The sequence below is a fragment of the Actinoplanes sp. ATCC 53533 genome (genome assembly GCF_003947245.1).
Map to the genome: position 1 here is coordinate 1 of NZ_QHHV01000379.1, position 12,209 is coordinate 12,209.

At 72.2% G+C, this 12,209-nt stretch carries 10 protein-coding genes and 1 pseudogene; 6 read left to right on the plus strand and 5 right to left on the minus strand.

The annotated features are described in order from the left end of the window. From DMB66_RS65710 to DMB66_RS57620, 3 genes and pseudogenes are all read right to left on the minus strand, one after another. Positions 1–961 (minus strand): annotated as a pseudogene (locus DMB66_RS65710) (hypothetical protein); the annotation flags it as partial. A gap of 76 nt (positions 962–1,037) precedes the next feature. Then, entirely contained in the window at positions 1,038–2,531 is a 1,494-nt protein-coding gene (gene glpK, locus DMB66_RS57615) for a glycerol kinase GlpK (protein ID WP_125812426.1), read from the minus strand. Positions 2,532–2,653: 122 nt separating this feature from the next. Then, positions 2,654–3,409 carry an IclR family transcriptional regulator gene (locus tag DMB66_RS57620; RefSeq protein WP_125812427.1) on the minus strand — a complete coding sequence of 252 codons (756 nt, stop codon included), beginning with the start codon at positions 3,407–3,409 and terminating at the stop codon, positions 2,654–2,656. A 167-nt stretch (positions 3,410–3,576) separates the two neighbouring features. On the opposite strand from DMB66_RS57620, the gene DMB66_RS57625 reads away from it, so the two are divergent. From DMB66_RS57625 to DMB66_RS57645, 5 genes are all read left to right on the plus strand, one after another. Continuing rightward, positions 3,577–4,416 carry an MIP/aquaporin family protein gene (locus DMB66_RS57625; protein ID WP_125812428.1) on the plus strand — a complete coding sequence of 280 codons (840 nt, stop codon included), beginning with the start codon at positions 3,577–3,579 and terminating at the stop codon, positions 4,414–4,416. After that, positions 4,409–5,926, plus strand: a complete 1,518-nt coding sequence (gene glpK / locus DMB66_RS57630; protein WP_125812429.1) for a glycerol kinase GlpK — start codon at positions 4,409–4,411, stop codon at positions 5,924–5,926. The genes DMB66_RS57625 and glpK (DMB66_RS57630) overlap by 8 nt, the downstream gene beginning before the upstream one ends. Next, positions 5,919–7,625 carry a glycerol-3-phosphate dehydrogenase/oxidase gene (locus DMB66_RS57635; protein WP_125812430.1) on the plus strand — a complete coding sequence of 569 codons (1,707 nt, stop codon included), beginning with the start codon at positions 5,919–5,921 and terminating at the stop codon, positions 7,623–7,625. Before glpK (DMB66_RS57630) ends, DMB66_RS57635 begins: the two co-directional genes overlap by 8 nt. A 55-nt stretch (positions 7,626–7,680) precedes the next feature. Then, positions 7,681–9,015: a hypothetical protein gene (locus DMB66_RS57640; protein WP_125812431.1), complete on the plus strand. Its 1,335-nt coding sequence runs from the start codon at positions 7,681–7,683 to the stop codon at positions 9,013–9,015. 160 nt (positions 9,016–9,175) lie between these two features. Beyond that, complete coding sequence (locus DMB66_RS57645; protein ID WP_125812432.1) at positions 9,176–9,367, plus strand: hypothetical protein; 192 nt, start codon at positions 9,176–9,178, stop codon at positions 9,365–9,367. A gap of 3 nt (positions 9,368–9,370) precedes the next feature. Here DMB66_RS57645 and DMB66_RS57650 read toward each other — a convergent pair whose 3' ends face one another. Beyond that, on the minus strand, positions 9,371–10,723 hold the full coding sequence (locus tag DMB66_RS57650) for a hypothetical protein (protein ID WP_125812433.1): 1,353 nt from the start codon (positions 10,721–10,723) through the stop codon (positions 9,371–9,373). Between the two features lie 169 nt (positions 10,724–10,892). Here DMB66_RS57650 and DMB66_RS57655 point away from each other — a divergent pair, with 169 nt between their 5' ends. Then, positions 10,893–11,423 (plus strand): RNA polymerase sigma factor, encoded by a 531-nt coding sequence (locus tag DMB66_RS57655; RefSeq protein ID WP_125812434.1) that lies wholly within the window; start codon positions 10,893–10,895, stop codon positions 11,421–11,423. Between the two features lie 65 nt (positions 11,424–11,488). Here DMB66_RS57655 and DMB66_RS57660 read toward each other — a convergent pair whose 3' ends face one another. Continuing rightward, positions 11,489–11,965 (minus strand): hypothetical protein, encoded by a 477-nt coding sequence (locus tag DMB66_RS57660; protein ID WP_199753262.1) that lies wholly within the window; start codon positions 11,963–11,965, stop codon positions 11,489–11,491. Between the last annotated feature and the right edge of the window lie 244 nt (positions 11,966–12,209).

Genomic DNA, 12,209 nt, shown 5'->3' on the forward strand with positions numbered 1-12,209 from the left:
CGCCGACCCCGACCCCAGCTCCGGCCCCGACCCMMGCTCCGGCCCCGACCCCAGCTCCAGCTCCGGCTCCGGCCTGAGCCTCCATCTCGCCGACCCCGACCCCGACCCCAGCTCGGGCCCCGGCCTCCGTCTCACCGCCGAGCCCGCCGACCCCAGCCCCAGCCCCGGGCCCAGCCCCGGGCCCAGCCCCGGCCCGGGCCTCCGGGAGACGGCTCGCCCGGCGCAGCAGCAGCCCGGCCTGCTCCCGCTCGCCCGCCAGCCAGGCCTGGCGGGCGGCGGCCACCAGCGCTCCGGCGGCGGCCCGCATGCCCGTGGTCAACTCGGCGGCGTAGCGATACGCGACGGAGGCCGTTCGGGGTGGCCCGTCGGGCGCGGCAGCGAGCAGTTCGCGGGACAGCGCCTCGTCGGTGCCCGCCGTCGCGGCGGCGCGGTGCACCAGCCCGCGCAGCCGTTCGCCGCGCCGGGCCAGCACGTCGGCGAGCAGGGCGTGTGCGGCGCGGCGGCGGGCCAGCGGGGCGTCGTAGTAGATCACCGCGCGCAGCACCGCGGGGGTGAACTGGACGGTTCCGGAGGCGACCGCGACCAGGCCGGCCTGCTCGGCGACCGACAGGGCCTCCGCGACGCCGGCGGCCAGCAGTTCGCCGGGGGCGAGGTCCGGGTCGGTCGCGGCGAGCAGCAGGGCGCCCCGGGTACGGCCCGGCAGGATCGCCAGCGCGGCACGGCACCGGCGGCCGAGGGGACCGCCGGCGGGCAGGGTGCAGGGTGGCGGTCGCGTGCCGCGTACCTGTTCGGGGGTCAATGCCCCGGCCAGCTCGCGCAGCACGTCCGGGTCTCCCCCGGCCAGCCCGAGCACCGCCGCGGCGAGTTCGGCGGGCAGGCCGGGGACCAGGCCGGCGAGCAGCGTGCGGAGCGCGTCGTCGGCACGTGTGACGGCCCGGTCGTACCGGAAGGCTTCTTGCACTATTGGTGCAATTACCATGCGGCCCAGTGTCGGTCACTCACCCCTGCCGGGGCAAGCACCCGGATACCGCTGCCGATCAGGCCGGCTTGATCCAGTCGAAGGTGCGCTCGACGGCGCGCCGCCAGTTGTCGTACTCGCGGTCGCGCACGACCGGGTCCATCGCCGGCATCCACTGGGCCGCGCGGTGCCAGTTGCGCCGCAGGTCCTCGAGGTCCGGCCAGTGCCCGACGGCCAGGCCCGCCGCGTACGCGGCACCCAGCGACACCGTCTCGCTGGCCAGCGGGCGGACCACCGGCACGTCCAGCACGTCCGCGATGAACTGCATCAGCAGGTTGTCGGCCGTCATCCCGCCGTCCACCTTGAGCGTGGTCAGGGCGAGTCCGGAGTCGGCGTTCATCGCGTCGACGACCTCGCGGGTCTGCCAGGCGGTTGCCTCCAGCACCGCCCGGGCCAGGTGTCCCTTGGTGATGTACGAGGTCAGGCCCACGATCGCCCCCCGCGCCTCGCTGCGCCAGTGCGGGGCGTAGAGGCCGGAGAAGGCCGGCACGATGTAGCAGCCGCCGTTGTCGGTGACCGTCCGGGCCAGGGTCTCGATCTCCGGCGCGCTGGCGATCAACTCCAGCTGGTCGCGGAACCACTGCACCAGCGAGCCGGTGATCGCGATCGAGCCCTCCAGCGCGTACTGGGCCGGTTCGCCGGCGATCTGGTACGCGACCGTGGTGAGCAGCCCGTGCGTCGAGCGCACCAGCTCCGTACCCGTGTTGAGCAGCAGGAAGCTGCCGGTGCCGTACGTGCATTTGGCCTCGCCGGGGGTGAAGCAGGTCTGCCCGAACAGGGCGGCCTGCTGATCGCCCAGCGCGGCGCCGATCCGGACCCCGGGGAACGCCGCCGTCGCCGTGCCGAACACCCCGACCGACGGCCGGACCTCCGGCAGCATGGCCCGCGGCACGCCGAAGAACTCGCAGGCCTGCGCGGACCACCGCAGGGTACGCACGTCCAGCAGCAGGGTCCGGCTGGCGTTGGTCACGTCGGTGACGTGCAGGCCGCCGGTCAGGTTCCAGATCAGCCAGGTCTCCATCGTGCCGAACAGCACCTCCCCGCGTTCGGCGCGCTCGCGCAGGCCGGGGGTGCGGCCCAGCAGCCAGGTCAGCCGCGGCCCGGAGAAGTAGGTGGCCAGCGGCAGCCCGCTGCGGTGCTGCACCTCCTCCGCGCCGGGCTCGCCGATCAGCGTGTTGACCAGGGTGTCGGTGCGGGTGTCCTGCCAGACGATGGCCCGGCCGATCGGCACCCCGGTGCGCCGGTCCCACAGCACGGTCGTCTCGCGCTGGTTGGCGATGCCGACGGCGGCGACCTGCTCGGCGGTGATCCCGGCCCGGCTCAGCGCCAGCGAGGCGAGCCGCTCGACGTTGCGCCAGATCTCCGCCGCGTCGTGCTCCACCCAGCCGGGGCGCGGGAAGTACTGCTTGTGCTCCTGCTGGGCCAGGGAGACGAGTTGGCCGCGCCGGTCGAACACGATGCATCGCGTCGACGTGGTGCCCTGGTCGATCGCGATCACGTAGCGCTCGGTCATCGTTCCCTCCCCCTCCGATGTGACGAACCCTTTCGATGTGACGAACCCTTTCGATGGGACGAACCCTTTCGACGGGCGAACCCCTCTGATGGGACTAATCTCTCTGATGGGACGAACCGGACTCAGTGCCGGGCGGCCCCGAGATCCCGGGAGACCGCGCGGGCGGCGTCCCGGACATAGCCGACCAGTCGCTCGTGCGGCCGGTACCTGGTGTCGCAGATCCGTTCGACGAGGCCGGAGATGCCGATCGCGCCGACCACGAGGCCGCCGTACCCCCGGATCGGCGCGGCGACAGCCGCCTGGCCGAGGGTGAGCTCCTCGATCTCGGCGGCCCAGCCGGCCACGCGCACCTCGTCAAGGGCGGACGCCAGGTCGCGCGGCGCCACCACCGTGCGCCGGGTGAACTGCTCCAGCTCGGTCGCCGGCCCCGCCGACCGGTACGCGAGCAGCACCTTGCCCAGCGCGGTGGCGTGCAGCGGCAGCAGCGTGCCGACCTCCAGGGTCTGGAACGTGTCGTCAGGACGGAAGACGTGGTGCACGACCAGCACGCGTCCCTGCAGGACGGTGCCGATCCGGACGGCCTCGCCGCTGCGCGCGGCGAGCGGGTCCGCCCAGTTGATCGAGCGGGAGCGCAGTTCGTTGATGTCCAGATAGCTCGTACCCAGGTGCAGCAGGGCCGCGCCGAGCTGGTACCGGCCCGACACCCGGTCCTGTTCGACGAAGCCGACGTGCTGCAGCGTGCGCAGAATGCCGTGGGTTGTCCCCTTGGCGAGATCGAGGGACCGGGCGATCTCCCCGAGGCCCAGCCGGCCCGTGCCACCGGCGAGCATCCGCAGGATCGCGGCCGCTCGTTCGATGGACTGCACCGTCCCGGGCATGTTTCGGATGCTATGCCACTGTGTGACGACCCGCTCACTGGCGCCGTTCGACAATGCCGAACGCCGTTCATTGCTGCCCGTTGGGGACGTCCTTAGCGTCTGAGCCAACCCGCGGCGGAAAACCCATGGCAGTTCGTTGTTGAGCACATCGGACCCTGGAGGGCCACATGGCAGAACGACTCAAGATCCCGGGAATGCTCGGCGAGCTCGCCGCCGAGTTCGCCGGGACCATGATCCTCATCCTCTTCGGCGTCGGCGTCGTCGCGCAGGTGGCGGGCGGCGGCATCGGCGATCACGACAGCATCGCCTGGTCCTGGGGCCTCGGCGTCATGCTCGGCGTCTACGTCGCGGGCCGGATCAGCGGCGCGCACCTCAACCCCGCCGTCACCATCGCGCTCGCGGTCTTCAAGGGCTTCGAGTGGCGCAAGGTCGCACCGTACTCGCTGGCGCAGTTCCTCGGCGCCTTCGTCGCCGCCCTGCTCGTGCGTTGGAACTACACCGAGGTGCTGCACGCGGCGGACCCCAACCTGACCATCAAGACCCAGGGCGTCTTCTCCACCCTGCCGGGTAATGGGACATTGCCGGTCGGCGAGTGGGGCGCGCTGCGCGACCAGGTCATCGGTACGGCCATCCTGCTGTTCATGATCCTCGCGATCACCGATGCCGCCAGCACGCCGCCGGGCGCCAACCTGACGCCGTTCATCATCGGCCTGCTCGTGGTCGGCATCGGCATGGCGTGGGGCACCAACGCCGGCTACGCGATCAACCCCGCGCGTGACTTCGGGCCGCGACTCGCCAGCTTCCTGACGGGATACGGTGGCGCGTTCCGGGATCAGACGGGTTATCTGTACTTCTGGATCCCGATAGTCGGGCCGATCGTCGGCGGGATCGTCGGCGCCGGGCTCTACCAGGGCCTGGTGGGCCGGTTCCTGCCGTCCGCGGCAGCACAGGAGCCGGGCGAACTCCCGACCCAACGAACTGAGAGCGTGGAGGCAAACCGTGGCTGACTTCGTCGGTGCCGTCGATCAGGGCACCACCAGCACCCGCTTCATGATCTTCGATCACGGCGGCAACGAGGTCGGCCGCCACCAGCTGGAGCACCAGCAGATCCTGCCGCAGGCCGGCTGGGTCGAGCACAACCCGATCGAGATCTGGGACCGGACGGTGTCGGTCATCCGCACCGCCATGCAGAACGCGAACCTGCAGGCCAGCGACCTGGCCGCGCTGGGCATCACCAACCAGCGCGAGACCACCGTGGTGTGGGACCGGCGCACCGGGCGGCCGTACTACAACGCGATCGTCTGGCAGGACACCCGCACCGACCGGATCGCCTCGGCGCTGGACCGCGACGGGCGCGGCGACGTGATCCGCCGCAAGGCCGGCCTGCCGCCCGCGACCTACTTCTCCGGCGGCAAGATCCAGTGGATCCTGGAGAACGTCGACGGGGTGCGCGCGGCCGCCGAGCGTGGCGACGCGATCTTCGGCAACACCGACAGCTGGCTGCTCTGGCACCTCACCGGCGGGATGGACGGCGGCAACCACATCACCGACGTGACCAACGCCAGCCGCACCATGCTGATGAACCTGGAGACCCTCGACTGGGACGACGAGCTGCTGTCGTTCTTCGACATCCCCCGGCGGATGCTGCCGGAGATCCGGCCGTCGTCGGACCCGAACACCTACGGCATGGCCCACGCGCCGGGCCCGCTGGGCGGCGACGTCCCGCTCACCGGCGACCTGGGCGACCAGCAGGCGGCCACGGTGGGCCAGGTCTGCTTCGCGCCCGGCGAGGCCAAGAACACCTACGGTACGGGCAACTTCATGCTGCTCAACACCGGTACGGAGCTGGTCCGCTCGAACCACGGCCTGCTCACCACGGTCTGCTACAAGTTCGGCGACGCGGCCCCGGTGTACGCCCTGGAGGGCTCGATCGCGGTGACCGGCTCGGCCGTGCAGTGGCTGCGCGACCAGCTGCACGTCATCAACGCGGCCTCGGAGAGCGAGACCCTGGCCGCCTCGGTGCCGGACAGCGGCGGCGTCTACTTCGTGCCCGCGTTCTCCGGGCTGTTCGCGCCGTACTGGCGCTCGGACGCGCGCGGGGCGATCGTCGGGCTGTCGCGCTTCAACACCGACGCGCACCTGGCCCGGGCCACCCTCGAATCGATCTGCTACCAGAGCCGCGACGTGGTCGAGGCGATGGCGCAGGACTCCGGCGTGACGCTGGACGTGCTGAAGGTGGACGGCGGCATCACCGTCAACAACCTCTGCATGCAGATCCAGGCCGACGTGCTGGGGGTGGCGGTGAGCCGGCCGGTGGTCGCCGAGACGACCGCGCTGGGCGCCGCGTACGCCGCCGGGCTCGCGGTCGGCTTCTGGAAGAACACCGACGAGCTGCGGGAGAACTGGAACGAGTCCCAGCGCTGGCAGCCGGAGTGGTCCGCCGAGCAGCGCGAGCAGGGGTACGGCCAGTGGAAGAAGGCCGTGAAACGCACTCTCGATTGGGTCGACGTTGACTGACATGACGCTCTCTCCGGCCGGCCGGGAAGCGGCGCTGTCCGCCCTGGCCGGCCAAGAGGTCGACGTGCTCGTCGTGGGTGGCGGGGTGGTGGGCGCGGGCAGCGCCCTCGACGCCGCCACCCGCGGGCTGTCCGTCGGCCTGCTCGAGGCGCGCGACTTCGCCTCGGGCACGTCCAGCCGGTCCAGCAAGCTGATCCACGGTGGCCTGCGCTACCTGGAGATGCTCGATTTCGGCCTGGTCCGGGAGGCGCTGCGGGAACGCGGCCTGATCCTGACCCGGCTGGCGCCGCACCTGGCCCGGCCGGTCCCCTTCCTCTATCCGCTGCGGCACCGCGGCTGGGAACGCGTGTACGCCGGCGCCGGGGTGCTGCTCTACGACACGATGGCCGCGGCGGCACCCGGCCTGCCCCGGCACCGGCACCTGTCCCGGCGCGGGGCGCTGCGGGTGTGCCCGGCGCTGCGCCGGGACGCGCTGGTCGGCGCGCTGCAGTACTACGACGCCCAGCTCGACGACGCCCGGCACACCATGTTCCTGGCCCGCACGGCCGCGGCCTACGGCGCGTCCGTCGCCTCCCGCACGGAGGTGGTCGGCTTCCTGCGCGAGGGCGAGCGGGTCACCGGCGTCCGGGTGCACGACCTGGAACACGACCGGACCTTCGAGGTACGCGCCCAGCAGGTGATCAACGCGACCGGGGTGTGGACCGACGACACCCAGGCGCTGGTCGGCGAGCGCGGCCAGTTCCACGTCCGGGCGTCCAAGGGCATCCACCTGGTCGTGCCCCGCGACCGCATCCAGTCCTCCACCGGGCTGATCACCCGCACGCCCACCAGCGTGCTGTTCATCATCCCGTGGGGCCGGCACTGGATCATCGGCACCACCGACACCGACTGGGCGCTGGACAAGGCCCACCCGGCCGCGTCCAGCACCGACATCGACTACCTGCTCGACCTGGTCAACGGGGTGCTGGCCACCCCGCTGAGCCGGACGGACGTGCAGGGCGTCTACGCCGGCCTGCGCCCGCTGCTGTCCGGGGAGTCGGAGTCGACGTCGAAGCTGTCCCGCGAGCACACCGTGGCCAGCCCGACGCCGGGCCTGGTCGTGGTGGCGGGCGGCAAGTACACGACGTACCGGGTGATGGCCAAGGACGCGGTCGACGCCGCGGTGCACGGGCTGGGCCGCTCGGTGCCCCGTTCCTGCACGGAACGGGTGCCGTTGCTGGGCGCGGAGGGCTACCCGGCGCTGTGGAACCGCCGCCGCCTGCTGGCCGAGGAGTCCGGCCTGCACGTGGCCCGGATCGAGCATCTGCTGGGCCGCTACGGCGCGCTGGTGCACGAGGTGCTCGACCTGATCGCCGACGACAAGGACCTGGCCCGCCCGGTCGAGGGCGCGGAGGACCACCTGCGCGCGGAGCTGGCGTACGCGGCCAGCCACGAGGGCGCCCGGCACCTGGAGGACGTGCTCACCCGCCGCACCCGGATCTCGATCGAGACCTTCGACCGCGGCCTGGCGGCGGCGCCGGTGGCGGCGGAGCTGATGGGCGCGGCGCTGGGCTGGACCGACGAGCAGCGGCACCGGGAGGTCGAGCACTACCGGCTGCGGGTGGAGGCGGAACGGGCCTCGCAGGAGCAACCGGACGACGAGACGGCGGACGCGGCCCGCCTCGGCGCACCGGACGTCGTGCCCCTGCAGGTGCGGTGACGCCGACGGAGAGACACCGATTGACGATGGTGAATGGCTGGTCCTACAGTGCGTCATGGGCGCATCCGCCGGACCGGCCACTCACCCCCCGACCCGCGGGCTGCTGACCCGCGGGCTGCTGACCCGCGGGCTGCTGACCCGCGGGCTCCTGACCCGCGGGCTGCTCGGCGCCGGCCTGGCCACGCTCTTGCTGGCCGCTGGGGCCGCCGCGCTCCGGCCGGCGCCCGCCGAGGCGGCCGCGGCTCCACCGGTGCTGCTCAGCGACGACTTCCAGGACGGTGCCGCCGACGGGTGGCGGACGTCCGGCGGGCTCTGGTCGGTGGCGGCGGACGAGACCAGCGTGCTGCGGCAGACGACGATGAGCGGCCGGGCCGTCGCGTGCGCCGGGGACCCGGCGTGGGCCGACTACGCGGTGACCGCCCGGGTCAAGCCCTTGACGATGAGCGAGCCCCAGTCGTCGGCCGGGGTGCTGGCCCGCGTCCAGCCCGACGGCAGCCACTACTACCTGGCGACCCGGGCGGACGGCACGGTGGAACTCGGCCGGGTGACCGGCGGCCGGGCCACCGCGCTGGCGTCGGCCGCCTATCCGGCGTACCCGGCGGTCTGGCGCTCGCTGACCCTGGTGGTCAAGGGCGACAGCCTGGTCGGCGTGGTCAACGGCTCGCCGTTACTGACGGCCACCGACACCCGGCTGCGCCGGGGCCGGGCCGGGCTGGCGACCGCGTCCGGCACCGCCTCGTTCGACGACATCCTCGTGCAGTCGTACGCGGCAAGCACTCCGGACACCCAGCCGCCGCTGACTCCCGGCCGTCCGTCCGTCGTGACCGTCACCCCCACCACCGTGACCATCTCCTGGCGGCCGACCGTCGACAACGTCGGCGTCGCGGAGTACGTGGTCTACCAGGGCGAGCAGTTCTACCAGCAGTATCCGGTGCGGACGGTCGCGGGCACCGGTCCGGTCACCCTCACGCTGAACCCGTCCGCGGCCACCATCCACTTCGCGGTCGCGGCCCGGGACGCCGCGGGCAACCTGTCACAGCCCTCGGCCCGGGTCACCATCCCGCAGCCACCCAGCTACCCGAAGTCCGGCGACGACACCGTGGCACCGGGCCCGCCGGGCAACCCGGTGCTGAGCGGACCGAACACCCTGACATGGACGCCGGCCAGCGACAACGTCGGCGTGCTGGAATATCACGTGATCCTGGTCGTCAACCTCGACGAGGTCCGGCTACTGGCGAAGGTGCGCGAGCCGTCAGCGGTGGTCTCGGTCAGCGGCGGCAACCCGATGGTCCGGGTGCTCGCCTACGACGCCGCCTGGAACTCGTCCTCCAGCGCCCTGGTGCCGTACGGCCCAGGCCCGTCCCCTACCCCGGCACCGGGCGCCCGGTAACACCGCCACTTCGCAGCTCAGCGGGTGCGGACCCGGCCCGCCGGCGAGTCGGCTGCCACCACGTCGCCAACGGAAGACCGGCAGCCCGCGGTCGTCAGCCTTCATCCGGGCCGGGCAGGCAGCCCTGCCCTTCCGCTTCGACGACTGCCGCACGCCGGCGGTGCACGACACAGCCGATCCGGCGACCATCGTCGTCGAATTCGAACCGGTCGCGACAATGACCGCGACAGGAGTGTCCGCCGCGGCCACGTTCATCGGTGTGCTGACCGTCCACGAGGGACGGATCTCATGCTGGCGGGAGTATCAGCATCCGCTCGCGATCGCCCGGGCGCTGCGAATCGCCGCGACCTGAGAGCTACCGCCCGTTCACCACGGCGGCGCGGCGCACTGCCGCCGCGCTCAGGCTGCGGACCAGGTCCTCGTGCCCGCTGCCGGTCTCCCAGCCGGTGTCGGCCAGGACCACCACGGCACGCCCGGTCCGGGCGACCACGATGTAGGTGTCCTTGTTCGTCTGGGCATAGTCGAGGTACTCCCGGTGCCGCAGCAGCACGGACTCGTCGCCGGCCACGCCACTGGCGAGGACGGACCAGCCGTTGCCGCAGGTGGCTACGGCCTTGCGTACATCACGCAGGTATCGCTGGGCCCCGTCCGCGGCGTAGGTGGCGACGTCGTTCACGATGACCGTCGGCCTCGACTGGTCCAACGTGCCGATCATGGCCTGGACGGCCCGGTCCGCACGGCGCAGCTTGGCTGACGCGTACGGCCCGCACGGCTGCGGCGGGCGCAACGCCGACCAGTGGTTGTCGGTGACCGTCGTGGTATCGGCCCCGTTCAGGTCCTCGGGCTGCAGCATCGCCGCCGCGGGCACCGAGTACGCCGGCGCGGACGCGACGCGGTAGGCGAGGATCGCCGGTCGCTGGTTGCGCGCGGCCGGCCCGATCAGCGCGACACAGCCCGCTGCCCCCGCCTCGCCGCCGCGGAACCGCGTCTCGTAGTTGCCGCGGGCGTCGGTGACGATGGTGTTCACCGCGCCGCCGTCGAAGTCGCAGCCGCTGTCGTACCCGGTGGCCAGCTTCCGGTGGCCGATCGGCCGGCCGGTGTCGGTGAAGGAGGCCCGGCCGTGGATGCGGAAGCCGCCCCCGGCCAGCAGCGAATAATTGAACGTCAGCGCCGGCCGGTGCGTGCCCCGGACCCGCAGTTTCGGCGATCGCGCGCCGGAGAGCGTGGTGGACAGCTCGTTGCCGGCCTGGTCCGTCGCGCCCACCGAGACGATCCGCACCGTTCCGTTCCAGGTGGACGGCACGTTGACGGTGGCGCTCCAGGTGCCGTCTGTCGCGGTTCCGGAGGTCCGGGTCAGGACCGGGCGCAGCTTCGCCTGGTGGCCCGGCACCGAGCCGAGGACGAGCTGCGGGGACGGGTTCATGTCGTGCGGGTTGTCCAGGACGCCCGACGGGTCGGTGACCCGCATCGACACCCGTACGGGCACGACAGCGAGCCCGCGGACCGAGACAGCGGCACGGGAGAACTTGACGTCCCGCACCTGTGGCGGGGACTTGTCGGCGGAGACGAGCGCCGGACGGTCGGCCGTGCCGCCGGCCCAGACGGGCGGCGTTCCGGTGGCGACCAGGGCCCCGGACAGCGTTGCGGCGACGGTGAGGTAGGCGGCGGTGGTGCCACGGCCGCGGGTCTGTGGTGCTGCTGAACGCATGTGGGGCTCCGCTTTTCTAGTGGACGGTAATTAGTTCGTCCACCGCTTCGCCGTCGTGGTTCACCACTGTCGCCTAGCTGACTGTCGCAGCGCCGCTACGGAACGTGGCACGGACCCGGGAGGTTCATCGGCCCAGGTCAGCGCATACTGAGCGCGGAAAGGAGCCGATATGCACGGTTCCGATATCGAAAGCCTCGCCCGGATCGCGTCCGCCGGCGATCTGGCAGCCCTCAACGTTCTTCTTGTGACAGTCCGCCCGGAGGTCCTGCGGGTGTGTGGCCGCCTGTTGCCCAATCGCGAGGACGCCGAGGAGGCGTGCCAGGACACCCTGCTGGCCGTGGCCCGGGGCCTGCCCCGCTTCGAGGGCCGCAGCGCCTTCCGGACCTGGATGTACCGGCTGGCCACCAACCGGGCCCGCTCGGCGTACCGCCGGTCCCGGGCGTGCGGTCCGGCCGGCAGCGACGACGTGCTGGCCGACGTGGCGGACCAGCGGCGGACCAGCGTGGTCGCGACGACCCGGCTCGACCTGCTCAACGCCCTGGGACGGCTGCGGCCGGAACTGGCGGAGGCGCTGGCGCTGGCGGACGTCGTGGGGCTCAGCTACAGCGAGATCGCGGCCCTGCACCACGTTCCCGAGGGGACCGTCAAGTCGCGGATCCACCAGGCCCGGCGGGAGTTGCGCAAGACGCTGACAGCCTGATGGGGCCACCGTGGCGGTGACCCCATCATCGACAGTGCGCGTTACTTCTCCAGCGAGTTACTGAGTTACTGGTTCAGCGAGCAGGTGGCGAACCGCTCGAGGCCTTCCGGCTTCGGCGCGTTGCGGCCGATCGCCGTCTCGATGCGGTTCAGGACCGCGGTGCGCTTGTCGGCCAGCGGGCCGAGGATCGCGTTCTGGATGAAGTTCGCGCCGCCCTGACCCTGGCTGGTGATCAGCCGCTGGTTGGCCTCGGCGATCTGGGTGTTCAGCAGCTCCAGGTTGCGGGTGACCTCGGCCTGCGCCTGCGCCGGGATGGCCGGCAGGCCGGTCACGGCGGGGCAGTTCACGGTCGGCGCCGCGCCGGCGTTGTTACCACCGGCGTTGTTGTTGCCCGCGTTGTTGTTGCCGGCGTTGCCCGCGGCCGGTACGGAGGCCGGCTCGGGAGCCGCGTTGCCGCCGCCGTTCTGGTTCAGCGAGCAGGTSGCCAGGGCGTTCACGTTCAGCACCGGCTTCGCGGCGTTGCGGCCGATCGCCGTCGCCATCCGGTTGATGGTCGCGACGCGCTTGTCCTTCAGCGGGCCGAGGATCGCGTTCTGGATGAAGTTCGCGCCGCCCTGACCCTGGCTGGCTGATCAGGCGCTTGTTCGCCTCGGCGATCTGGGTGTTCAGCAGCGCCAGGTTGCGCTCGATCTCGCYCTTCGCCTGCGCCGGAACGGCACCCAGGCTGCCGGCCACGGCCGGGCAGTTCACCGTCGGAGCGGTGCCGGCGTTGCCGCCTGCGTTGTT